Origin of the sequence: Pseudonocardia yunnanensis (assembly GCF_039534065.1) — a bacterium.
Classification (GTDB): domain Bacteria; phylum Actinomycetota; class Actinomycetes; order Mycobacteriales; family Pseudonocardiaceae; genus Pseudonocardia; species Pseudonocardia yunnanensis.
Map to the genome: position 1 here is coordinate 219,874 of NZ_BAAAUS010000030.1, position 22,139 is coordinate 242,012.

At 71.0% G+C, this 22,139-nt stretch carries 24 protein-coding genes; 3 read left to right on the plus strand and 21 right to left on the minus strand.

Translation table 11 applies throughout. From position 1 onward, the window contains the following. Positions 1-32: 32 nt before the first annotated feature. A complete protein-coding gene (mug, locus tag ABD743_RS28220) occupies positions 33-593 on the minus strand; it encodes a G/U mismatch-specific DNA glycosylase (protein WP_344725377.1) in 561 nt (186 codons plus the stop codon). Positions 594-688: 95 nt separating this feature from the next. Between mug and ABD743_RS28225 the strand changes: the two genes are divergently transcribed. After that, complete coding sequence (locus tag ABD743_RS28225; RefSeq protein WP_344725378.1) at positions 689-2,248, plus strand: HNH endonuclease signature motif containing protein; 1,560 nt, start codon at positions 689-691, stop codon at positions 2,246-2,248. Positions 2,249-2,322: 74 nt separating this feature from the next. Continuing rightward, entirely contained in the window at positions 2,323-3,390 is a 1,068-nt protein-coding gene (locus tag ABD743_RS28230; protein ID WP_344725379.1) for an ATP-dependent DNA ligase, read from the plus strand. Between the two features lie 27 nt (positions 3,391-3,417). On the opposite strand, the gene ABD743_RS28235 is transcribed toward ABD743_RS28230, so the two are convergent. The 11 genes from ABD743_RS28235 to rpsB form a co-directional block, all read right to left on the minus strand. After that, a complete protein-coding gene (locus ABD743_RS28235; protein ID WP_344725380.1) occupies positions 3,418-4,344 on the minus strand; it encodes a TIGR03619 family F420-dependent LLM class oxidoreductase in 927 nt (308 codons plus the stop codon). A gap of 219 nt (positions 4,345-4,563) precedes the next feature. After that, positions 4,564-5,670, minus strand: coding sequence for a dual-specificity RNA methyltransferase RlmN (gene rlmN / locus ABD743_RS28240; protein ID WP_344725381.1), 1,107 nt, complete (start codon positions 5,668-5,670; stop codon positions 4,564-4,566). Then, positions 5,667-5,882, minus strand: a complete 216-nt coding sequence (locus ABD743_RS28245) for a hypothetical protein (RefSeq protein ID WP_344725382.1) — start codon at positions 5,880-5,882, stop codon at positions 5,667-5,669. The genes rlmN and ABD743_RS28245 overlap by 4 nt, the downstream gene beginning before the upstream one ends. A 51-nt stretch (positions 5,883-5,933) precedes the next feature. Beyond that, positions 5,934-6,806, minus strand: coding sequence for a hypothetical protein (locus ABD743_RS28250; RefSeq protein ID WP_344725383.1), 873 nt, complete (start codon positions 6,804-6,806; stop codon positions 5,934-5,936). 76 nt (positions 6,807-6,882) lie between these two features. Further along, the gene (locus ABD743_RS28255) at positions 6,883-7,422 is read right to left on the minus strand and encodes a hypothetical protein (RefSeq protein WP_344725384.1); all 540 of its coding nucleotides are present in this window, start codon (positions 7,420-7,422) and stop codon (positions 6,883-6,885) included. Positions 7,423-7,484: 62 nt separating this feature from the next. Beyond that, entirely contained in the window at positions 7,485-8,222 is a 738-nt protein-coding gene (locus ABD743_RS28260; protein WP_344725385.1) for a class I SAM-dependent methyltransferase, read from the minus strand. Continuing rightward, the gene (locus ABD743_RS28265) at positions 8,222-9,058 is read right to left on the minus strand and encodes a phosphatidate cytidylyltransferase (RefSeq protein ID WP_344725386.1); all 837 of its coding nucleotides are present in this window, start codon (positions 9,056-9,058) and stop codon (positions 8,222-8,224) included. Before ABD743_RS28265 ends, ABD743_RS28260 begins: the two co-directional genes overlap by 1 nt. A 34-nt stretch (positions 9,059-9,092) precedes the next feature. Continuing rightward, complete coding sequence (gene frr / locus ABD743_RS28270) at positions 9,093-9,650, minus strand: ribosome recycling factor (protein WP_241040025.1); 558 nt, start codon at positions 9,648-9,650, stop codon at positions 9,093-9,095. Continuing rightward, positions 9,647-10,414, minus strand: coding sequence for a UMP kinase (gene pyrH / locus ABD743_RS28275; protein WP_241040024.1), 768 nt, complete (start codon positions 10,412-10,414; stop codon positions 9,647-9,649). Before pyrH ends, frr begins: the two co-directional genes overlap by 4 nt. Positions 10,415-10,454: 40 nt before the next feature. Beyond that, positions 10,455-11,270 (minus strand): translation elongation factor Ts, encoded by an 816-nt coding sequence (tsf, locus tag ABD743_RS28280; RefSeq protein ID WP_344725387.1) that lies wholly within the window; start codon positions 11,268-11,270, stop codon positions 10,455-10,457. Positions 11,271-11,356: 86 nt separating this feature from the next. After that, complete coding sequence (rpsB, locus tag ABD743_RS28285; protein ID WP_241040022.1) at positions 11,357-12,256, minus strand: 30S ribosomal protein S2; 900 nt, start codon at positions 12,254-12,256, stop codon at positions 11,357-11,359. Positions 12,257-13,135: 879 nt separating this feature from the next. Here rpsB and ABD743_RS28290 point away from each other — a divergent pair. Then, positions 13,136-13,549 carry a M23 family metallopeptidase gene (locus ABD743_RS28290; protein WP_344725388.1) on the plus strand — a complete coding sequence of 138 codons (414 nt, stop codon included), beginning with the start codon at positions 13,136-13,138 and terminating at the stop codon, positions 13,547-13,549. A gap of 18 nt (positions 13,550-13,567) precedes the next feature. Here ABD743_RS28290 and ABD743_RS28295 read toward each other — a convergent pair whose 3' ends face one another. The 9 genes from ABD743_RS28295 to rplS all read right to left on the minus strand — a co-directional run bounded on the left by ABD743_RS28295 (position 13,568) and on the right by rplS (position 22,066). Further along, positions 13,568-14,458 (minus strand): FliA/WhiG family RNA polymerase sigma factor, encoded by an 891-nt coding sequence (locus tag ABD743_RS28295; protein WP_344725389.1) that lies wholly within the window; start codon positions 14,456-14,458, stop codon positions 13,568-13,570. Then, positions 14,433-15,347 carry a tyrosine-type recombinase/integrase gene (locus ABD743_RS28300; RefSeq protein ID WP_344725390.1) on the minus strand — a complete coding sequence of 305 codons (915 nt, stop codon included), beginning with the start codon at positions 15,345-15,347 and terminating at the stop codon, positions 14,433-14,435. The genes ABD743_RS28295 and ABD743_RS28300 overlap by 26 nt, the downstream gene beginning before the upstream one ends. A gap of 249 nt (positions 15,348-15,596) precedes the next feature. Then, the gene (dprA, locus tag ABD743_RS28305; RefSeq protein WP_344725391.1) at positions 15,597-16,760 is read right to left on the minus strand and encodes a DNA-processing protein DprA; all 1,164 of its coding nucleotides are present in this window, start codon (positions 16,758-16,760) and stop codon (positions 15,597-15,599) included. Further along, a complete protein-coding gene (locus ABD743_RS28310) occupies positions 16,757-18,265 on the minus strand; it encodes a YifB family Mg chelatase-like AAA ATPase (protein WP_344725392.1) in 1,509 nt (502 codons plus the stop codon). The genes dprA and ABD743_RS28310 overlap by 4 nt, the downstream gene beginning before the upstream one ends. Then, a complete protein-coding gene (locus tag ABD743_RS28315) occupies positions 18,265-18,621 on the minus strand; it encodes a YraN family protein (protein WP_344725393.1) in 357 nt (118 codons plus the stop codon). Before ABD743_RS28315 ends, ABD743_RS28310 begins: the two co-directional genes overlap by 1 nt. A gap of 441 nt (positions 18,622-19,062) precedes the next feature. Further along, positions 19,063-19,386: a DUF2469 domain-containing protein gene (locus ABD743_RS28320; RefSeq protein WP_241040015.1), complete on the minus strand. Its 324-nt coding sequence runs from the start codon at positions 19,384-19,386 to the stop codon at positions 19,063-19,065. Further along, on the minus strand, positions 19,383-20,228 hold the full coding sequence (locus ABD743_RS28325; protein ID WP_344725435.1) for a ribonuclease HII: 846 nt from the start codon (positions 20,226-20,228) through the stop codon (positions 19,383-19,385). Before ABD743_RS28325 ends, ABD743_RS28320 begins: the two co-directional genes overlap by 4 nt. A gap of 122 nt (positions 20,229-20,350) precedes the next feature. Then, positions 20,351-21,295, minus strand: coding sequence for a signal peptidase I (lepB, locus tag ABD743_RS28330; RefSeq protein ID WP_379659116.1), 945 nt, complete (start codon positions 21,293-21,295; stop codon positions 20,351-20,353). A gap of 411 nt (positions 21,296-21,706) precedes the next feature. After that, positions 21,707-22,066 (minus strand): 50S ribosomal protein L19, encoded by a 360-nt coding sequence (rplS, locus tag ABD743_RS28335; protein WP_344725394.1) that lies wholly within the window; start codon positions 22,064-22,066, stop codon positions 21,707-21,709. Positions 22,067-22,139 lie beyond the last annotated feature (73 nt).

The window sequence follows — 22,139 nt, forward strand, 5'->3', positions numbered from 1 at the left end:
CGGCGCACCTCCGGACGGCCTCCAGCGCAAGGTCAGGAGTCGGCCGCCGCCTCTCGCAGCCGGCCGTACTCCTCCACCATCGCCGCGAGCGACCAGTGCGCATTCAGGCCACTCGGATTGGGCAGCACCCAGATCCGCGTGTCCCCCAGCCGCTCGTCCTGCGGGCCGACCACGGCGCGCGGCGCGTCGAACGCAGCCCTGTAGGCCGTCACGCCGACCACGGCGAGCCATCGGGGCCGACGCTGTTCCACCAGCTCGTGCAGCCGCACCCCGCCCGCCACCATCTCGGCCACCGTGAGCTCGTCGGCGCGTGCCGTGGCGCGCGGGGCCATGTTGGTGATGCCCAGCCCGAGCCCACGCAGCTCATCCTGTTCGGCCGGCAGCAACAGTCGCGGCGTGAAGCCGGATCCGTGCAGGACCGGCCAGAACCGGTTGCCGGGTCGGGCGAAGTGGTGGCCGGTGGCCGCCGATACGAGACCGGGATTGATGCCGCAGAACAGCACACGCAGGGACGGATCGTCGGGCCCGGGCAGCACGTCCTCGAGAGTGCGATCGCGTGCCGCCTCGAGCTCGGCCCGGGTCAGACGGGGCACACGAGTGCCTTCACGGGAGCGCTCACCCCTTGATGATCCCCCTGGTGTTTCCAAAAGCCGGTTCCGGGTGACGAGGTTGACGTAAGGTCGAACGCATGTTCGAAGAAGCCGCGGCGCCGCCTCTCAACGAGGAGAACGCGGTGTTCTGCGACGGGGAGGATTACCGGCGCTGGTCACGCACAGGTCCGCCGGACGCGCACGACGAGCCGTCACGCCGGGGGGCACCGGAGCCGGCCCCTGCACATGAGCAACCGTCGGGATGGGCGGCGTTCGAGCTGGACACCGACACCACCGATCCGTCCAGGCTCTCGGACGCGCAGCTGATCGACGCCATGGTCGGATGTGAACGCACCGCCGCGTGGGCCGAGGCCCGTCAGGCCCGCCTGATGGCGGAGTTCGCGAAGCGCCGCCCGCCCGACGACCCCGCCCCGGCGGCCTCCGACCGGCTCCCGGTCACCAGCCCGTTCGCACCCGACGAGGTCGGGCTCGCCCTGCGGCTGTCACGGGGGAGCGCGAATGCCCGGATCGCCCGGTCCCTCGAGCTCGTCCACCGCCTGCCCGAGACGTTGCAGGCCTGGGAGAGCGGGCAGCTCGACGAACGCCGCGTCACCGCGATCTGCGACTCCGTCCGCCACCTGTCTCCCGAGAAGGCACAGGCCGTGCAGCAGCGGGTTCTCGCCCGTGCCTCCGAGCAGACGCCGGCCCAACTTCGGGCAGCGCTCAACCGGGCGGTGCTGAGTGTCGACCCGGACGGCGGGGCCGAGCGGCACCGCAGGGCCCGCTGCGACCGGCGGGTTGCCGTCGGCGACGAGAGGGACGGGATGGCGTCGCTCTGGGCCCTGCTCTCCGCGCCCGATGCCCGCTCGGCCTACCAGTGGCTCTCGCGCCTCGCCCGAGGCATCGGCGCCGACGACCCTCGTGGCATGAACGCCCGCCGGGCCGACCTCCTCGTCGACCTGCTCACCGGCAAACTCACCTACGCGGCCGCCACATCGGAGAGCAGAGAAGTCGATGGTGTCGATGGTGGGGGTGGCTCGGTCGCCACCGGGGATGCCGGCAACGGCGATGGAGCCGATTCGGTGCCCCCGCGTCCGGTGAGCCCCGGCAAGCCTCTGGTCCAGGTGATCATGCCGTTGTCCACCCTGATGGGCGCCGACGACCAGCCCTGTGAGTTGGTCGGACACGGCGCCGTCCCCGCCGACCTCGCCCGTGAGATCGCCACCGACGCAGTGCTGAAACGCCTGGTCTACGACCCGCTCTCGGGAGCTCTGCTCGATCATGGCCGCACCACATACCGGCCACCGGCCGCCCTCGCCGACTTCGTCCGCGCCCGTGACGTCTACTGCCGCTCACCGATCTGCACGCGCCGGGCCATCGACGCCGAGCTCGACCACATCGTCCCTCACCCCAAGGGCCCCACCAGCGCCGACAACATGGCCGGCTGCTGCTCCCACGACCACCACATGAAGCACGCCCCCGGCTGGCAGGTCCGCGCCCTCGACGACGGTGTGATCGAGTGGATCACTCCGACCGGGCACAGCTACCTCAGCCACCGCTACGACTACCGCCCCGATCAACCGACTTCGCTACCGCCACCAGCCACAGGGGAACCTCCTCCCCCGCAGGAAGCCCACCACTCTGATCCGCCGCCCTGACGCACACCCACCCTGACGACTGTCAATGCGTCGACAGGCTCGACCGGAGCGCCGGTAGTCGCCAGACTGGCGGCGTGCACCTACCTGTGATGCCGCCCGTAGCGCCGATGCTGGCGAAGCCCATCGGCGATATCCCTGCAGGTCAGCTGTACGAGCCGAAATGGGACGGCTTCCGGTCGATCATCTTCCGGGACGGCGACGAGGTGGAGATCGGCAGCCGTAACGAACGTCCGATGACGCGCTACTTCCCTGAGATCGTCGAGGCCGTTCTCGCAGAGTTCCCCGAGCGTGCCGTCGTCGATGGGGAGATCGTGGTCGCCGACACCGCGCGCAACACCCTCGACTTCGAGGCACTCCAGCAGCGGATCCATCCGGCCGCGAGCCGCGTCAAGCTGCTGTCCGAGCAGACGCCCGCCAGCTTCATCGCGTTCGACCTGCTCGCTCTCGGCGACGACGATCTCACAGAGCAGCCGCTGGAAGACCGCCGTGCCGCACTCGAACGTGCCTTCGCCAACGCGGCTCCCCCCGTCCATCTGACACCCGTCACCCGGGATCTGGACACAGCGCGGAAGTGGTTCGAGCAGTTCGAGGGTGCCGGTCTGGACGGGCTCATCGCGAAGAAGCTCGATCTGCGGTATCAGCCCGACAAACGCGTCATGAGCAAGATCAAGCACGAGCGCACCGCCGACTGCGTCGTAGCCGGCTACCGGGTGCACAAGTCCGGCCCCGATGCGCTCGGCTCGTTGCTCCTCGGTCTGTTCGACGACCGCGGCGTGCTCAACTCTGTCGGTGTGGTCGGCGCGTTCCCGATGGCGACGCGACGATCGCTGTTCACCGAGATGCAGCCGCTGGTGACGACGTTCGACGAGCACCCCTGGAACTGGGCGGCGCACGAACAGGGCGAACGCACGCCCCGCAAGAACGAGACCAGCCGCTGGAACGCCGGCAAGGACCTGTCGTTCGTCCCACTGCGCCCGGAGCGTGTCGTGGAGGTCCGCTACGACTACATGGAGGGCGACCGGTTCCGCCACACCGCGCAGTTCGTGCGCTGGCGGCCGGACCGTGATCCGGAGTCGTGCACCTACGACCAGCTCGAACGGCCGGTCCGCTTCAACCTCGCCGACGTCCTCACCAGCGGCTGAAGACGCCGACGAGATCTCCGGGCATCCTCAGACGCGGGCCGCGGTCACCCGTTCCTTGATCTCCAGGGCCGTGTTGATGATCCACGAGGTGCCCTGGAAGGGCTCGCTCTGGGAGAGGTCGATGAACAGCTCGTCGGCTCCGAGCCGGGCCGTCTCGACGATGTCCTCGACCACCTGGTCCATGCTGCCGACCATCGGCCGGCGCTCGCCGCCGATCGGCTGGTCGCTGAGCTCGACGTTCGCCCTGATCACACACTCCATCGCCGAGACGTCCCGGCCGTAACCAGTCGCCTTCTCCCGGATCTGGTCCCAGAGCCGGGCGGTCATCGCCACCGGAATGGCGGCGGGTGTCCACCCGTCGGCGCGGCGAGCCACCTTGTCCAATGCCTTCTCGCCGTGCCCGGATGCGATCACCGGGAGCTTCGACACCGGCTTCGGCCCGACGAACGCTCCGTCGATCGTGATCCGCCCACCCCTGTACTCGACGGGGTCGGCTCCCCAGACGGCCTCGAACACGTCGAACGCCTCGTCGAGCAGTCGGTTGCGGTCGGCGAAAGGCACCCCGACCGCGTCGAAGTCGGAGTGGGCCCAGCCCGATCCGATGCCGGCGACGACGCGGCCGCCACTGATCTGGTCGATGGTGGCCAGTGCCGCCGCGAGCTGGGCCGGATGGTGCAGGGCCGGCACGAGGACGCTGCTGCCGATCCGTACGCGCTCGGTCACCGCGGCGGCGGCTGCCATGGCGGTCAGCGGTTCGCACATCCCCTTGTATGCCTCGGGCCACGGCAGGCCGGGGATGCCGTACAACCCCTCGGAGCCAGGGGCGGCAAAGGTCGGTCGCTCCCCTACCCACACGCTGTCGAAGCCCTGTTCCTCCGCGAGCTTCGCGACTTTGACCACGTCACGCTGCAGGTCGACCCCGTAGCGCTGGGGAAGGGCAAGCCCGAGCTTCATGGCCATCTCCTCTTCTGTCGGCTCTGGCAGCCGGCCCGTTCGCCTGGGCATTCGGAGACAGGAACGTCACGGCTCTCCGCTACGTCGTATTTGACGTGTCAACTACCACTGTTGAGCCAAGCAGCGACGGGATTCGGGGTCAAGGAAGGTGCTCACTATGCCCAGTTCATCCCGCCGACCGGACGTCGTTCGTCCGTCGAACGGCCGCGGGGTCGGGGCTCAGGCTTGCGACGCGGCGAGCTGACCGCAGGCGGCCGCGATCTCCCGGCCGCGCGTGTCGCGCACCGTGCACGCAACCCCCGCCGCCTGCACCCGCGCGACGAACTCGTCCTGCACCCGCCGCGGCGAGGCATCCCATTGGCTACCCGGGGTGGGATTCAGCGGGATGAGGTTCACGTGAACGCGCTTCGTGCCGACCTGCTGGCGGAGCAGCGTTCCGAGGAGGTCGGCCCGCCACGGCTGGTCGTTGACGTCGCGGATCAAGGCGTACTCGATCGACACCCGGCGTCCGGTGGCCTGGGCGTAGCGACGCGCCGCCGCGAGAACCTCGCTCACCTTCCAGCGGTTGTTGACGGGCACGAGCGTGTCGCGCAACTCGTTATCCGGCGTGTGGAGCGACACCGCGAGGGTGACGGGCAGCCCTTCGGCAGCCAGCTTGTCGATCGCCGGAACCAGCCCGACAGTGGAGACGGTGACGCCGCGCGCGGAGATGCCCAGCCCGTCCGGCGACGGCTCGGTGATCCGCCGCACCGCGGCGACCACCCGCTTGTAGTTGGCCAGCGGCTCACCCATCCCCATGAACACCACGTTGGAGAGCCGGGCGGGACGGCCCAGCGCGCCATCGCGGGCAGCGGCCGCGGCCTGCCGGACCTGCTCGACGATCTCGCCCGTGGACAGGTTGCGCTGCAGCCCGCCCTGCCCGGTAGCGCAGAACGGACAGGCCATGCCGCAGCCCGCCTGGCTGGACACACACACGGTGGCGCGGTCCGGGTAGCCCATCAGTACCGACTCGGCGCGGGTGCCGTCGTGGCCCTTCCACAGGGTCTTACGGGTGGCGCCGTCGTCGCACGACTGCTCGAGGACGGGCGTGACGAGCGGTGGGAGCAACGCACGGAGAGTGTCGCGGGCGCCGGCCGGGAGGTCGGTCATCACGTCGAGGTCGGCGGTGAAGCGGCCGAAGTAGTGCCGGGCCAACTGATCGGCGCGGAAGGCGGGCAGGCCGAGCTCACCGGCCACGGCCCGGCGGTCGGCCGGATCGAGGTCGGCGAGATGGCGCGGCGGGGTGGCGCGCTTGGGCGCGTCGAACACCAGAGGCAGGGCAGTCATGACCCATCGATTGTGCCAGGCCCAGCCGTATCGCCCCGCCGGCGAAGGGCGTAGGCCAGAACGGCAGCGCCGAGCGCGGGCCCCCAGACGGGGAACGGGAAGTAGAGCAGCATCTCGGGCCTCCCGCTCGTGACCGTCATGGTCGAGAACGGGATGGCGGCCACCGTGAACAGGGTCGCCACCAGTGTGCCCGGCACGACGGCTGCCGCCACCGGGACGGGCCGTCCCCGCAGCACCGGCAGCCAGCGGGGCCAGACCTCGCCCTAGCCTGCGACGAGGCCGGTGGTGAGAACGGCGCCGGCCAGAGCGGCCAGGCCGAGCAGCAGTCCGTGCAGTCGCATCTCGGGATGGGCAGCCAGTTCCGCGGCGCTGCCGCCCACCGGCCACGGGGTCAGCCACGTGAGCCGGACCAGGCCATAGGGCAGCGCGCAGACTGCGGCGATCATCACCGCCGCCTTTCCCCACCGCGCGGCAGCGTCGGGCCGCATCCATGCAGGGGCCGGACGGCCGGTCCGGGCCTGTAGCAGCGTGTGCGTGCCGAACAAGCCCCAGGCCAGGCCTCCGATCAAAAAGAACAGCAGCACTGCCGCCGGTCCTGCCCGCTCCGCGCTGGTCGTGATGACGTCCAGGTAGCGCAGCAGTACGGCTCCGTCCGCGAGCCCGCTGAGCCAGGCCAGCGCCGCCAGCAGCAGGAGAACGCCGACCGCCCAGGGGCCGCCGCGCCACCGCCAGGCCCCGGCGAGCACCGCGCCGAACAGCACGGGTGGCCCGAGCATCGCCATTGCGTAGCCGACGAGGGTAAGCGGTTGGATTCCGGGAGCGACCAGCCCGAAAACCACGGCGTACACCGCAGCGGTTCCCACCACGGCGACCCTCGTGCCCCGTGTCGGCTGCCGCCGCGCGGCGAGCCACGCGACCACTGTCCCCCAAGCCCCCGCCGCGACGAGGAGGGGTGGCATCGCGGCAGCGGGCAGCACGCCCAGCAGAGTGCCGAATGTGGCCGGATCGCCCGGGGTAAAGGGGTAGCGCTGCGGCTGCGACAACCACCAGAGGCCGAGGCAGACCGCCAGGGCCGACCAGATCAGGGCCGGGACGGACGAGGGAGCAGTGAGTCTGCGTTCACGCGCGATGACCATGGCGGAGACGATCCACCGATCACGCTGTTGTGCCCTCCCAGCTGCGAGGGAACCCGGTCCCCCGCGAGAGGGAGGGTCAGTGCCGGACGCGCTGCCGAGCCTCGTCGAGCAGACCAGTGCGGTACGCGCCGGCCAGCCAGAGGATCCCGCCCGCGACCAACCCGACCAGTCCCTGCGGGTACATGTTCCCCGCGGAGTCCAGGGCGAGCAGCGCGCCCACCGCTCCGAGCACCATCAACCCGCCCCCGGCGGCGAGGAAGACCCGTTCGTCCAGCTGCGACGACAAGAGAATCAGGGCCACACCCACCATCGCGCACGCGATGGGGACCGTGAGCTCGCCGAGGCCGAAGTAACCCAGCACCGTGCCGGCCACCGCCACCAGCGCCACGGTGATGCCGAGCAGTCGGAGGAACCGTCCTCGGCCCCGTGGAGGCAGTGGGACGCCGGTTCCGTATCGCTTCTTCAGGGCGACGATCAGGCCGGCGGTGACTCCCAGGCCCCCCGCCAGCACGACAGTGCCCACGCCGGCGTCGAGCGCCGCCGCACCGATCGTCCACCACGCCCCGCCGGCGATCGGCTCGACGTAGGGCACGTAGGGCTCCGCGGATCCGCGCATGGCTCCACGGTATCCAGAGCGGGCCGCATCTTGTCGGCGACCACCCTCAGCGACCGAGCCACTCACGCCTGCGATATGGCCACTTTTCGGCGCACGTGCACGCGATACCCGACAGGCACCGTGACCCCGGCGGTCTCGGCGACAGCACGCTCGGCCACCGCACGGGAGAACTCGATCCGCAGCACCGCCTCACACGAGGCGCGGTCGGGGAAGCGCCAGGTAGTAGGCACCCGGCGCAGGCTGAAGCCCTGCTTCTCGAAGAAGCGCTCGACGCGCGCCGGGTCGTAGCGCGGGATGTCGGCGCGCATCCAGCGGCCGTAAGGTTCCACCGTTGCGTCCAGGTCGACGATGGCGATCGCCCCACCGGGACGCAACACGCGCTGCGCTTCCGCCAACCCGGGCTCGCAGCCAGGCCCGAAGAAGTACGCGGTGCGCGCGTGCACGACATCGACGCTCGCGTCCGGCAGCGGAAGCGCGGCAGCACCCGCCCGCAGCACCCGTACACCCGTTCCGACACGGCGGCGAGCGCGTTCGACCAGGGGCGGATGCGGCTCGACGCCGGTCACCGACGCCGCCTCCGCAGCGAAAACCGGGAGGTGAAATCCGTCGCCACAGCCCACGTCGAGCACGTCCAGCCCGGCCCACGGCGCGAGCTCACGCAGCACCGTCCACACGGCACCGTCGGCGTCCTGTGCGCGGTTCTCCTGCTCGTAGACCTCGGGCCAGTTCCAGATGTTGGGGCTCGGGATCAGCGGGTCCGCGCCTGCGGCCGCAGCCACGGCAGCGCGCAGCGACCGCATCACTGCACGGGCACGACGATGCTGAGCAGCAACCAGGCCACGACGGCCGTGGGGAGCAGCGAGTCCAGCCGGTCCATCAGTCCACCGTGGCCGGGCAGCAACGTGCCCATGTCCTTGATCCCGAGATCGCGCTTGATCATCGATTCGACGAGGTCGCCCAGCGTGGCGCTGACCACCAGCAACGCGCCGGTGAGCGCTCCCCACCACCAGGCACCACCGAGCAGGAAGTGGACGGACAGCGCTCCCGCGAGCATGCCGGCCACCTGCGATCCGGCGAAGCCCTCCCAGGACTTCTTCGGGCTGATCATGGGCGCCATCGGATGCCGGCCGAGGAAGACCCCCGCGGCGTAGCCACCGATGTCGGACGCCACGCCGCAGATCAGGAACGTGAGCACTCGGCCGAGACCGTCGTCGGCCACCACCATGAGCGTGGCGAAGGAACAGAAGAGCGGCACGTAGGCGGCCGTGAACATCCCGGCCGTGACGTCACGGACGTAGTGCACCGCCCCGGTACGCATCCGCCAGAGCAGCATCGCAAGGGCCGTGAGCACGAACGAGATGGCCAGGCCGCGCAGCCCGAACGGCCACGACAGCCACACCATCGCCTGCCCGCCGAGGAGCAGCACCGCGATCGGCACCTCGATGCCTGCGCCGCGACGCAACGCACCAGCAAGCTCCCAGGTGCCCACCGCCGTGGCTATGGCGAGGACGCCGATGAAGAAGTGCCGTTGGAACAGCAGCGAGGAAAGGATCACCACGCCCAGCGCGACACCGACAGCGATGGCCGCCGCGAGGTCGCGTCCTGCGCGGGAAGGCCGACTGGCCGGAGAGACCATGGCCGTGGCGTGAGAAGAGGAGGCCGTCACCGGGTCAGACTTCGAGGAGTTCGGCTTCCTTGTGCTTCACCAGATCGTCGACCTGGTGGACGTACCGGTCGGTGGTGGCCTGCAGCTCCTTCTCGGCCCGCCCGACCTCGTCCTCACCCGCGTCGCCGTCGCGAACGATCCGGTGCAGCTCGTCCATCGCCTTACGACGGATGCTGCGGATCGTCACACGGGCATCCTCGCCCTTGCCGCGGGCGACCTTGACCATCTCGCGGCGGCGTTCCTCGGATAGCTGAGGAATGACCACGCGAATGATCTGGCCGTCGTTGCTGGGGTTGAGCCCGAGGTCGGAGTCGCGGATGGCCTTTTCCAGCGCCTTCAGCTGACCGGCGTCGTACGGCTTGATGACGGCCATGCGCGCCTCCGGGACGTTGATGGAGGCGAGCTGGTTGATCGGCGTCATCGTGCCGTAGTAGTCGACGGCGACTCGCGAGAACATGTTCGGCGTTGCCCGACCGGTGCGGACGCTCGCGAGGTCGTCCTTTGCCACCGAGACGGCGCGTTCCATCTTCTCCTCGGCGTCGAAGAGCGTCTCGTCTATCACGGCTGCTCCTGCGGGTAGTCGGGCGTGCTGACCAGCGTGCCGATCCTCTCACCCCGCACCGCTCGGGCAATGTTGCCCTCCACCAGCAGGTTGAACACGATGATCGGCATCTTGTTGTCCATGCACAGGCTGAATGCGGTGGCATCAGCCACCGCTAGCCCCTGCTCCAGCACTTCACGGTGGGTGATTTCGTCGAACAACTTCGCGCTGGGGTCGACCTTCGGGTCGGCGGTGAACACGCCGTCGACGCTCTTGGCGAGCAGCAGCGCCTCCGCCCCGATCTCCAGCGCGCGCTGCGCACCCGCCGTGTCGGTGGAGAAGTAGGGCATGCCCACCCCGGCGCCGAAGATCACGACGCGGCCCTTCTCCAGGTGCCGGATCGCGCGGCGCGGGATGTAGGCCTCCGCGACCTGGCCCATCGTGATGGCCGTCTGCACCCTGGTGTCGACGTGGTGCTCGCGCTCCAGGAAGTCCTGCAGCGCCAGGCAGTTCATCACGGTGCCGAGCATGCCGATGTAGTCGGCACGTGCGCGGTCCATACCCCGCTGCTGCAGCTCGGAGCCGCGGAAGAAATTGCCGCCGCCGATCACCACCGCGACCTGGGCCCCGGTGGCGACCACCTCGGCGATCTGGCGAGCAACCGTCTCGACCACCCTCGGGTCGACACCGACGGACCCGCCGCCGAACATCTCGCCGCCGAGCTTGAGCAGCACGCGGCGGAAGCCGGGGTGGGCGCCGTCGGCGCCGGTCCGAAGGTCGGTCATGACTTCCCGTCACTCATCTCGGATCGGAGCAGCCGGCCCGTCAGGCCTGGCCGACCTCGAAGCGGACGAACTCCTTGACCGTGACGCCCGCTGCATCGAGCAGCGCCTTCACACTCTTCTTGGAGTCCTGGACGGACGGCTGCTCGAGCAGGACGACGTCCTTGTAGAAGCCGTTGATCCGGCCCTCGACGATGCGGGGCAGGACCTGCTCGGGCTTGCCCTCCTCGCGAGCGGTGGCCTCGGCGATGCGCCGCTCGTTCTCGAGCACGTCGCCGGGGACCTCGTCGCGGGTGGTGTACTGCGGCCGGGCGGCGGCGATGTGCATCGCAACCCCACGGGCGGCGTCGTCGTCGGCCCCCTCGTAGGAGACCAGCGCGCCGATGGCCGGCGGCAGGTCGGAAGCCCGCCGGTGCAGGTACAGGGCGACCGGCCCGTCGACGTGGATGTAGCGCTTGAGCTCGAGCTTCTCGCCGATGCGAGCGGACAGTGCCAGCACGGCCTCCTCGACGGTGCTCCCGTCGAGCGGGGCCTTCTTCAGCGCGTCGAGGTCGGCGGGCTGCTGGTCGACCGCGACCCGCAGGATCTTGTCGGCGAGCGCCTGGAAGTCGGGGCTCTTCGCCACGAAGTCGGTCTCGCAGTCGAGCTCGACCATCGTGCCGCCCTCGGCGGCGACGAGGCCGTTGGCGGTGTCGCGCCCGGCGCGCTTGCCGACGTCCTTCGCGCCCTTGATGCGGAGCAGCTCGACGGCCTTCTCGAGGTCGCCCTCGGACTCCTCGAGGGCCTTCTTGCAGTCCATCATCCCGGAACCGGTGAGGTCCCTGAGCTTCTTGACGTCGACGGCGGTGTAGTTCGCCATTTCGGTGCCTCTGGTCCGTTTCTCTTCAGGCTGTCGGGACGAGCGACGTTCGGAGCCGGTACCACCGGCCCCGAACGGGAGCGGGATCAGCCCGCGGTCTGCTGCGTGCCGTTGCTGGTGGTGGCCGGCGCAGGCTCGGAGGCAGGGTTGGGCGACTCGCTCGCGGGACCGCTGGCCGTGAGGCTGGCCCCGTCGGAACCGGCGCCGTTGGTGAGCAGGTTCTGCTCCCACTCGGCCAGCGGCTCGTCGGTGGCGACACCCGCCTCCGGCTTGTCCTCGCCGTCTCCCCGGCTGCGGGCCGCCCGCGCCATGAGCCCGTCGGCGGCGGCGCGTGCGATCACCTTGGTGAGCAGCGCAGCCGACCGGATGGCGTCGTCGTTGCCAGGGATCGGGAAGTCGACCTCGTCGGGGTCGCAGTTGGTGTCCAGGATGGAGACCACCGGGATGCCCAGCTTGCGAGCCTCGCCGACGGCGATGTGCTCCTTCTTGGTGTCGACGATCCAGACCGCGCTCGGGACCTTGGTCATGTCCCGGATACCGCCGAGCGTCTTCTCGAGCTTGGTCTTCTCACGGGTGAGCATGAGGATCTCCTTCTTGGTGCGACCCTCGAAGCCCCCCGTCTGCTCCATCGACTCCAGCTCCTTCATCCGCTGAAGGCGCTTGTGCACGGTCTGGAAGTTGGTGAGCATCCCGCCAAGCCAGCGCTGGTTGACGTACGGCATGTTCACGCGGCCCGCCTCGTCGGCGATGGCCTCCTGCGCCTGCTTCTTCGTGCCGACGAACATGATCGTGCCGCCGTGGGCAACGGTCTCGCGGACGAACTCGTAGGCCCGGTCGATGTACGACAGGGTCTGCTGCAGGTCGATGATGTAGATGCCGTTGCGCTCGGTGAGGATGTAGCGCTTCATCTTCGGGTTCCAGCGCCGGGTCTGGTGCCCGAAGTGCACACCCGAGTCCAGCAACTGCTTCATGGTGACGACGGCCACGGCCGGTGTTCACCTCTCATTCGGGCGTGGCCGCTCAGCGGCCACGCGCGCGGTTTTGCGGAGCGCCGGGTTGGCGGCACCGCCCTGGCGTCGCGCCGGTGGCCGGACCCACATGGTGCTGAGCGGGACCGCCCGTCCACCGTTTCCGCCGGCGGGCCGGAATGGCCGAACCGGGCAGGGCACGCGAGCGCGCGAAGTCACCCCTGACAGCAGTCGGGATGCAGGAGAAGTGTACGCCGAGGCGGGGAGGCCCCTCTCCCCGCATCCCCCGGTTGTCCACAACCGCACCCGGCCGTCCACAACAGGGACGAAGGCGGTGGCTTCCGCAGGCCACGGGGTCAGGCTGGGGCGGTGACCGAGGAACGACGGCCGGCGGCATCCCGGGTGCCTACGCGGCCCGGACGCCCGGTGCACGTGGTCGTGTGGGCACTGACCTCGGCGCTGGCTACCGGAGTGATCGTGGCCGGCGCCGGTCCATCCGGCGAAGCCGCCCACCTCACCCTGCACAGGGCCGCGGCTTACGGTCCCGCCTGGCACGACGTAGGGCGTGGGCATCGGACGGGAACGCCGGGAAGCCTCGCACCGCACTCATCGCTCGACGTCGTTCCGGCTGCCACCCCCGACGCTCGCCATCCACCGGCCGGGGTCCCCGCGGCGCCGACCACGGTCAGCGGTAGAGCAATCACCGCCGCAACCGGCTCCACCGCATCCTCACCCCCAACCGGCCCGGCCCCTCCCCCGGAGGTGGCTGATGTCCCTCCACCCAGTGCTTCAGATCCCCGCGCCGGGGCCGGCTCCACCGCACGTCCGCCTGCAGCCGGCATTCCTCCTCCGCCCGGCGCCGGGATCGCCGCTCCGGGGGCCGGCTACGCGTGGCCGATGCTCCCTGCGCCGGCGGTCGTCACGCCGTTCCGGGCGCCCAGCCACCCCTACGGGCCGGGGCACCGGGGCGTCGATCTCGACGGAGCGGCGGGCGGGCCGGTTCTTGCCGCGCGGGCCGGCACCGTCGTGTTCGCGGGGCCGGTCGGTGGCCGCGACCTCGTGTCCGTGCTGCACGACGACGGCCTGCGCACCACCTACGAGCCGGTGCAACCCGTGGTCGAGACCGGTGCGGTGATCCGCGCGGGCGAGGTCATCGGGCTCCTCCAACCCGGGCACGCAGGCTGCACGGCGCAGGCATGCCTGCACTGGGGTGTCCGGCGGGATCGCAACGAGTACCTCGATCCCCTCGTACTGCTCCGGCCGCCGCGGGTGCGCCTGCTACCCGTGCCGATCCCGTGGCCGGATGGCTGAGCGTGAGCGGTCCCGGCGTCACCCTGCGGCGAGCTCCTCGAGCCGGCCCCGCAGCCGTCCCACCAACCGTGAATGCAGCTGGCAGACCCGCGACTCGGTCACACCGAGCAGAGTGCCGATCTCGGCCAGCGTCCGATTCTCGAGGTAGTAGAGCCGCACCACCGTGCGGTCGCGCTCGCCGAGCTGCCCGACCGCCACCGAGAGCTGCCGCAACGTCTCATGGGCCTGCACGATCGCCATGGGGTCGGGGGCACTCTCGTCGGCGAGCAGCTCCGACACGCCACCGCTGTTCTCCTCCAGCGCCTCCACGCTGATCACCTGCACCTGCCGCGTGAACGAGCGCAGCTCGTCCACCGCCACACCCAGCTCGTCGGCCAGCTCCCGCTCGGTCGCCGCGCGGAGCAGGCGCCCTTCCAACCGCTCCTGGGCCCGCTCGAGCTCACGCACGCGCCCACGCACGCTGCGAGGCACCCAGTCCTGCGCCCTGAGCTCGTCGAAGATCGCGCCGCGGATGCGTTGGGCGGCGTAGCTCTCGAACCGCGGGCAGCGCTGCGGGTCGAACCGCTCGATTGCGTCGATGAGCCCGAAGATTCCGCACTGCACCAGGTCGGCGTGTTCGACGTAGGACGGCAGCCCGGCGGCCACCCGGTTGGCCACCGAACGGACTAGTGACGTGTAGTGCACCACCAGCCGGTCGCGGAGCGCACGCGTCGGCTGCTCCAGATAAGCGGCCCAGACGTCATCCACCGGAGACGGCTCGGCCGTTCGAACGGCGGCGTCACCGGGCTCGACAACCTCCGCAAGTTCGGGCGGAGGCTCCACTGTGGCCATGACGACCGGCGGTCCCACGGCTCTGAGCTGCGCCGACTGGACCAGGACACGGTCACGCCCTGGGATGCGCCTGCTCATGAACCACCTTCAACCGCTCGACGGTGACGTGCGTGTAGAGCTGAGTGGTTGCTAGCTTAGCGTGACCGAGCAACTCCTGTACGTAGCGGAGGTCCGCGCCGCGCTCCAACATGTGAGTTGCTGCGGCATGCCGCAGTCCGTGCGGTCCGACGTCCGGTGCGCCCGGAACTGCGGATAGCGCCTGGTGGACGACACCACGGGCCACCCGCGGATCCAGTCGGCCTCCACGGGCCCCCAGAAGCAGGGCAGGCGGCGACCCGCTGCGCACCAGCGCCGGGCGGCCGCAGGCGAGCCACCGGCGGAGTGCGCCCTCCGCCGGCACTCCGTAAACGACCGTGCGCTCGCGATCGCCCTTGCCCACCACACGCAGCGCCCGCCGACCGGCGTCGATGTCGTCGAGGTCGAGGCCGCACAGCTCGGCGACACGGACCCCCGTGGCGTAGAGCAGCTCGAGGACCAGCAGATCCCGCAGCGCGACGGGCTCGCCCTCCGCAGCGCCCGAACCGGCGGCATCGAGCAGCGCGGTGGCCTCTGCCATCGTGGGCACCGCAGGTAGCGCGGAATTCGGCCGCGGCGACGCCAGGCGCGCTCCGGGATCGGAGGGGATCCGGCCGGTACGCCGGGCCCACGCGGTGAAGGTGCGGGCGGCCGCCGCCCGCCGGGCCAGGGTGGAGCGCCCCGCCCCTGCGGCGTGTCCGGCAGCAAGCCAGCGGCGCAGGACCGGGAGGTCGAGATCCCGGAGATCCGCGATGCCGGCAAGCAGACCGGTGAGGTCCGAGCGGTACGCACGCACCGTGTGGGGCGAGCGGCCGCGTTCCAGCGCCAGGTGTCGCAGGAACTCCTCAAGAGCCGCCGCGACACCGGAAGTGAGCTGCGCCGACGAGGTCACAGATCGACGGTGGGCGGCGGAACGCTCCTGGTCAAGCCCTACGGCGAATGCATACCGTACGCAGTTCGATCATGTGCGTCCTGAGGGCACCACTCGCCGCTTTCAGCCATCGTTGCGCCACCTCCGCCCCCGATACCGGAGCGTCCAGCGGCCGACCCTGCCCCACAGCCCGGCACCGGCGTGCACCCGCGCCCCACATCGTCGAGCCGATGCCAGAGCCAGTGGTCCTCGCATCAGACGCGCCACAGTTCAGAGCTGTTCGCCGCGAGGCCGACGCCATCGGCCATCGCAGTGCTCCACGAGACCTCGACGCTCCAGGTCGACGAGGGCGACGCGCACCGCCCCGATCGGCACTCCCGCCTCCATCGCGAGCCACCGTGTGTCCCGGTGGGCCCGGGCGGGGAGGGCGTCGTGCACCACCGCCGCCACGGGATCGAGACCGTCGGTGGGCCGCGCGACGCTCGAATCGAGTGGGTCGGCCAGGTCGAGCCCGAGCCGGCCGACCGCCTCCAGCACTTCCTCCGTGCGTGTGACGAGAAGCGCTCCCTCCCGGACAAGGCGGTGGCAGCCCGCCGAGAGCCCCGACGTGACGGGCCCCGGCACCGCCATCACCAGCCTGCCCAGGGCCGACGCGTCGGCAGCGGTGCGCTGTGCGCCGCTGCGCAACCCCGCCTCCACCACGACCGTGCCCGCGGCCATACCCGCGATCAGCCGATTGCGTACGAGGAACCGGTGGCGGCCGGGAACGGACCCGGGCGGGTACTCGCTGACGACGAGCCCGCTCGTCGCGATCCGCTCCAGCAGCATCTGGTGCGCTGCCGGGTAGGCACGGTCGACGCCGCACGCGAGGACCGCGACCGTCGGCCCCTCGACGGCGAGCGCACCGCGGTGAGCCGCGCCGTCGATCCCGATCGCGGCACCGGAGACGACGGTGAACCCGCGATCGGCCAGGCCCGCCGAGAAATCCCCAGCCACGTGGGCGCCATAGCTGGTGGCCGCGCGTGCGCCCACCACCGCGACGGCCTGCTCGCAGAGCTCTGCGAGCAGGCCGGGGCCACGGACCCACAACGCCAGGGGCGGTGCGAGCTCGCGCTGCCCGGTGAGGGAGAACGCCGCGAACGGCCACTGTGGCCACTCGGCGTGCTCGGGCGTGATCAGCCGGGCGCCGGCAGCCGCGGCGGCGTCGAGATCGGCCGCGGCCCGTCGGACGACCCGCCGGGCGCCCGTCTCCCCCGCTACGGCCTCGCTCACCCGCCCCTCCTGGACCCGTTGCGCCGCCTCCACGGGACCGACCTCGGCGACGAACCCCGCGAGCGCGACGGCGGGGGCCTCGGCCACCCGCGACAGGTAAGCCCTGGCGAGCAGCACGTCCTCCGCGACCTGGGGCGCGCTCGCGGACATCTGCTCGGTCATGCCGCCCTCCGATCGCGGAAGAAGAGGGCGGTCTCCACGAGCTCCCGATCCGGGCGGTCGCGGCCGGCCAGGTCAGCAAGAGTCCAGGCGACACGCAACGCCCGGTCGGCGCCGCGGGCGGTGAGCTCGCCGGCGCGCAGCCCGGCATCCAAGGGTCGGACGGCGCTGCGAGGCAGAGCGAAGCGGGTGCGCAGTACGGGCCCTGGGACCTCGGCGTTGGTGCGCCAGCCCTGCCCCGCCCAGCGCTCGGCTGCCGCCGCACGGGCAGCCAGGACCCTCTCGCGGACCGTGGCCGTGCTCTCGGCGAGGCCGGACGCGTCGGAGAGCGCGGTGACCGGGAACATCCGGGCCCGAAGGTCCACCCGATCGAGCAGGGGGCCGGACAGCCGGCCCAGGTAGCGCCGGCGCACCAGGGAGGAGCACACGCAGTCGCGGTCGTGGGCGGGAGCGCACGGGCAGGGGTTGGCGGCGAGCACGAGCTGGAAGCGCGCCGGGTACTGGACCGTGCCATCGGCCCGTGCGAGCCGTACCTCGCCCTCCTCCAGCGGGGTGCGCAGGGCGTCGAGCATCTGAGCTCCCCATTCCGGAGCCTCGTCCATGAACAGCACGCCGCGGTGGGCGAGCGACACCGCGCCGGGACGGGCCAGGCCGCTACCGCCTCCCAGCAGCGCAGCCATCGAGCTCGAGTGGTGGGGCGCCACCATCGGCGGCACGGTGCTGAGCCCGCTCCCGGGCGGAAGCTTCCCTGCCACCGACCGCACCGCCGCGAGTGCGAGCGCCTCATCGGGGCCGAGCCGCGGGAGCAGCCCGACGAACCGCTGCGCCAGCATCGTCTTGCCCGTGCCCGGCGGGCCCACCAGCAGGACGTGGTGGCCGCCCGCTGCCGCGATCTCCAACGCGTGCCGGGCGTCGTCCTGCCCGACGACGTCGGCGAGGTCGGGCGGCTCAGGACCCTCGTGGCCCGAGGCCGGAACGGCCACAGGCAGGTCGTACTCACCCCTCAGGAAAGCCAGCACCTCGGCAAGGGTGTGTGCCCCGTGGACCTCGATGCCCTCGACGAGCGCGGCCTCCGGCAGAGCGGCGGCCGGCACCACCACCCGCCGCATCCCGGCGCTCCGCGCGGCCAGCAGGCACGGCAGCACCCCGCGCACCGGGCGCAGCCTGCCGTCGAGGGCAAGCTCGCCGAGCAGCACCGTGCCGTCGAGCGACCGCTGGCCGACCACCTCGGACGTGCAGAGGATGCAACACGCGAGCGCGAGATCGAACCCGCTGCCTGCCTTGCGGAGCGTGGCGGGCGAGAGCGCCAGCAGGATGCGTTCGTTGGGCCACGTGCACCCGGAGTTGACGATGGCGGCACGCACCCGGTCCTTGGACTCGTGCAGCGCCGCGTCCGGCAGGCCCAGCAGGTGGACCCCTGGGAGGCCGCCGCCGACGTCGGCCTCGATCTCCACGACGTGGCCCTCCACGCCGAGCAGGGTGACCGACCAGGCGCGCGCGAGCCCCATCAGAACGCCGCCTTGTAGTGGCGCACGGTGACGGGCTTGCCCGGCTCGGCGACGACCGCGAGCACGTCGAACCGGATCTCGCACCACCGCACCTGGTGGGCGGCGAGCCAGGCCTGGGTGACCCGCCGGATGCGGGCTGCCTTGCGCCGGTCGACGGCCTCCGCGGGCTCACCGAACCGGACACCCGAGCGCGTCTTGACCTCGCAGACCACCAGCCGGTCGGCATCGGTGGCGACCAGATCGAGCTCGCCGTGCCGGCACCGCCAGTTGCGGGACAGGACCACAAGACCCCGTTGCTCCAGGTACGTCGCCGCGAGGTCCTCGCCGTGGCGACCGAGCACGTCCTTCGCTGCCATGCCGACAACGATCGACGTCCGGCGTGTGCCGGGGCAGGCGGTTCTCACAACTGTGGACAGTTCGGGGGCGATGGGGACAACCCCGCCTACGGCGCCCGGCGAAGGCCGATGCCATCAGGAGGACGGTGTAGAGCCACGAACTCGGCGTGCCCGATGTGGACGACGGGCGCGTTGCCGATGCACTCACGAAATCCACATCGGAACGTGCAAGTGAAAGTCGTGCGCATCATTCTGGACGCACGTGCGCAGAGCGGCGTTGATCGGTGGAATCGAATTGATCGAGTCCTACCGGGCCGCTCTCGCTGCAGAGGCCGCGGACGGTCCCGAGCTCACCCGCAGTGAGGGGGATGCTCGAACCGACCGTCGACATCGCGACCGTAGCCTGCTCGGACGACCACCGGATGCCCGGCGAATTCCGGTGCAATAGGAAGGAAACCGACGTCAGGAACCGAACTGGTCGCCGCCGGGTAGCCGCAGATCCGGCTTGTCCAGCTCCTCGACGTTCACATCCTTGAAGGTGAGAACCCGGACGTGCTTCACGAACCGAGCCGGCCGGTACATGTCCCACACCCATGCGTCGGACATGCGGACCTCGAAGTAGATCTCGCCGTCGGCGTTGCGTGCGGCGACATCCACTGAATTGGCGAGGTAGAACCGCCGCTCCGTCTCCACGACGTAGGAGAACTGGGCCACGATGTCCCGGTACTCCTTGTAGAGCGTGAGCTCCATCTCGGTCTCGTACTTTTCGAGATCCTCGGCGCTCACGGTTCCATCCCTCCCTCTGCCCCCACCTCGGTCGGCCCGACGGTGACTGTCCCATTGTGGACCAGGGCCGTGGGAAGCCCGACAGCGGCAGCGGCCTCGAGTGCGGCGACGTCGTCATCGTCCTCGACCGCAGCCCCGACGACACCGCCACCGACGCCGACAGGGATGGCGACGTCGCCACGGGCCGCCCGCACGTTGACGAAGGAGAAGCGGTGCACCCGGCTCGGCCCGTGCTCCGTCAGCGCAGCGTCGTGCACCGTCGTGCAGTAGCCCTTGTGCTCGGCAAAGCCGTACTCCGGGAACTCGTCGTGCAGAGCGACCATGATCCGGTCCCGAGTCACCTTGGCCAGCACGGATGCCGCCGCGACGCACGCTGCCACCTGGTCGCCCTTGGGCACCGCGAGCGCGGGGCTGCCGAAGCCACGCACCGGGAACCCGTCCGTCAGAACGTATCCGGGGCGATCGGTCAGCCCCGCCACGGCGCGGCGCATGCCCTCGATGTTGGCGACGTGCACACCTCGCCGGTCCACCTCCTCGGGCGGGATCACGACCACGGCGCTGTCCTGCGCCCAGCGTGTGATCAGCGCGTAGTACTCCTCACGCGCGGCGGGCGTGAGCAGCTTCGAGTCGGTCAGGCCGTCGAGCCGCTTGGCGTCACCCGGCCGGAGGACGCAGGCCGCGACGACGAGCGGGCCGGCGCAGGCACCGCGACCGGCCTCGTCGACCCCCGCCACTGGGCCGAGGCCGTGGCGCTGCAGCGTGGATTGCAAGGTCCAACTGCCCGCGGAACGGCGTACGACGGCACGGGCTGGACGGAGCTCGGGAGGAAGCGTCGGCCGCATCGGGCGGCGGGCCGGCGTACGACGAGGAGCAGGGCGTGCGGGCATCAGATGAGAAGTCTCCACCGGGCGGGCAGGGTCGTACGACACGGGTCCGACGGTCGGGCTCCGAGTCTCGACGGCGATCAGGAGCGGGGGCGACCCGGGAGGAAACCCCATAGCTCCGGATCCTGCCGGTACAACCTGCGCCGCCACGCCGCGAGCGGGAGCGTGCCCAGTAGCCCGAGGCCGAGGGGTGCTCCGGCCGGCGCTGCGGGTGCCGGCATACCGACGGCGGTGGACTGCGGGTCGATGGAGGAGATCCAGCCGAAGCGCGAGACGGGTAGCACGATCACCCGAGCTTGGCCGATCACGTTCGCCACAGGGACGGGCCCGTGGTCGGGCACCCGCGAGTCGGCGGAGTTGTTGCGGCTGTCGCCCATCATCCACAGCTGCCCCTCGGGCACCGTGACCGGCCCGAACGGGCTCTGCTTCGGCGGCCCCGCCGCAGGCAGGTAGTAGATGTAGGGCTCGGTGAGCGGTTCGCCGTCGACCATCACCCGGTTGCGCGAGTCGCAGCAGGAGACCGTCTGGCCCCCGACCGCGATGACGCGCTTCACGAAGTCCTTCTCGTCGGGCGGCGCGAGTCCGATGAGCGATCCCAGCCCCTGCAGAGCCCTGGTCAGCGGGTTCGTCGGCTCCTGTACGTTGATCTCGCTGCTCCAGCTGTCCGGGCCGCGGAACACCACGACGTCGCCCGGAGCCGGGTCGGAGAACCGATAGGTGATCTTGTCGACGAGCACGCGGTCGTTGTTGCACCCGGTGCAGCCGTGCAGCGTGGTCTCCATCGAGCCCGACGGGATCACGTAGACCTTGGCGACGAAGGTCTGGATCAGGAACGTCAGCACCAACGCCACCACGATGAGCAGCGGCAGTTCCTTCCAGAACGCCGGTCGCCTGCGGCGGCCGCCGCGCTTCCTGCCCCCGCCCTGCGCGGACTGGTCGTCGTCGCGGGGGGGTGGGGTTGCGCCGGCCCGGCGGCGGTGCCGACCGGGAACCTCGGGGTTCTGGTCGGACGCGTCGTCGTCGATCAGGCCGTGGTGGATGACAGTCGTCTCGTCGTCGGCGGGATCACGGCGCCTCGGGGGCGGGGGCCGTTCCGCAGCCCGCTGGCCGTTGACGGGCGGGCCGGCGGGGCGACGCGGAGGTGCATAGGAACCTCCGGGCGCGCCTCCGTTGACGGGCGCTCCGTTGTACGTGCCCCCGCGCTGCGGAGGGGCCCCGAAGCCGGGAGGCTGACCTCCCGTAGCCGGCCCGACCGGCGAACCGCCGTAGGACCCCGCATACGGCCCGCCCGGTGACGCGGCGTTGGGACGCTGCCCCTGGGATCGCCCGGGCGCCGGCTGGTCCGCCGGCGGATAGCGCCGGGGCGGGGCCCGCCGGTCGTCGGGGAGCTCGGGTAGGGCCACGCCCACGAGGCTACGTCAACCTGACCGGGACAGTCAGGACGCGGACGGAGTCTCGCGCTTCTCCTTGATCTTCGCGGCCTTGCCGCGGAGCTCGCGGAGGTAGTAGAGCTTCGCCCGGCGGACGTCACCGCGGGTGAAGACCTCGATCTTGTCGAGGTTCGGCGAGTGCACCGGGAAGGTGCGCTCCACGCCGACACCGAACGACACCTTGCGGACCGTGAAGGTCTCCCGCGACCCGGCTCCCTGGCGGCGGATGACGACGCCCTGGAACACCTGAACGCGGGATCGAGTGCCCTCGACGACCTTCACGTGCACCTTGAGCGTGTCACCCGGCCGGAAGGCGGGGATGTCGGAGCGCAGCTGCTGTGCGTCCAGGGCGTCCAGGGTGTTCATCGCGAAGATCCGTCCTCGGTCCGTGATAGCGGTCGTGCGGGGGCGCCCTTCCAATCGTCGAGGATCGGTGGCG

Excerpts from the sequence above, each read along its gene's own strand:
- ABD743_RS28225 (WP_344725378.1), top strand. The coding sequence starts at position 689 with ATGTTCGAAGAAGCCGCGGCGCCGCCTCTCAACGAGGAGAACGCGGTG.
- ABD743_RS28235 (WP_344725380.1), bottom strand. The coding sequence starts at position 4,344 with ATGAAGCTCGGGCTTGCCCTTCCCCAGCGCTACGGGGTCGACCTGCAG.
- rlmN (WP_344725381.1), bottom strand. The coding sequence starts at position 5,670 with ATGACTGCCCTGCCTCTGGTGTTCGACGCGCCCAAGCGCGCCACCCCG.
- ABD743_RS28250 (WP_344725383.1), bottom strand. The coding sequence starts at position 6,806 with ATGGTCATCGCGCGTGAACGCAGACTCACTGCTCCCTCGTCCGTCCCG.
- ABD743_RS28255 (WP_344725384.1), bottom strand. The coding sequence starts at position 7,422 with ATGCGCGGATCCGCGGAGCCCTACGTGCCCTACGTCGAGCCGATCGCC.
- ABD743_RS28260 (WP_344725385.1), bottom strand. The coding sequence starts at position 8,222 with ATGCGGTCGCTGCGCGCTGCCGTGGCTGCGGCCGCAGGCGCGGACCCG.
- ABD743_RS28265 (WP_344725386.1), bottom strand. The coding sequence starts at position 9,058 with ATGGTCTCTCCGGCCAGTCGGCCTTCCCGCGCAGGACGCGACCTCGCG.
- pyrH (WP_241040024.1), bottom strand. The coding sequence starts at position 10,414 with ATGACCGACCTTCGGACCGGCGCCGACGGCGCCCACCCCGGCTTCCGC.
- tsf (WP_344725387.1), bottom strand. The coding sequence starts at position 11,270 with ATGGCGAACTACACCGCCGTCGACGTCAAGAAGCTCAGGGACCTCACC.
- ABD743_RS28290 (WP_344725388.1), top strand. The coding sequence starts at position 13,136 with ATGCTCCCTGCGCCGGCGGTCGTCACGCCGTTCCGGGCGCCCAGCCAC.
- ABD743_RS28295 (WP_344725389.1), bottom strand. The coding sequence starts at position 14,458 with ATGAGCAGGCGCATCCCAGGGCGTGACCGTGTCCTGGTCCAGTCGGCG.
- dprA (WP_344725391.1), bottom strand. The coding sequence starts at position 16,760 with ATGACCGAGCAGATGTCCGCGAGCGCGCCCCAGGTCGCGGAGGACGTG.
- ABD743_RS28310 (WP_344725392.1), bottom strand. The coding sequence starts at position 18,265 with ATGGGGCTCGCGCGCGCCTGGTCGGTCACCCTGCTCGGCGTGGAGGGC.
- ABD743_RS28315 (WP_344725393.1), bottom strand. The coding sequence starts at position 18,621 with ATGGCAGCGAAGGACGTGCTCGGTCGCCACGGCGAGGACCTCGCGGCG.
- ABD743_RS28325 (WP_344725435.1), bottom strand. The coding sequence starts at position 20,228 with ATGCGGCCGACGCTTCCTCCCGAGCTCCGTCCAGCCCGTGCCGTCGTA.
- rplS (WP_344725394.1), bottom strand. The coding sequence starts at position 22,066 with ATGAACACCCTGGACGCCCTGGACGCACAGCAGCTGCGCTCCGACATC.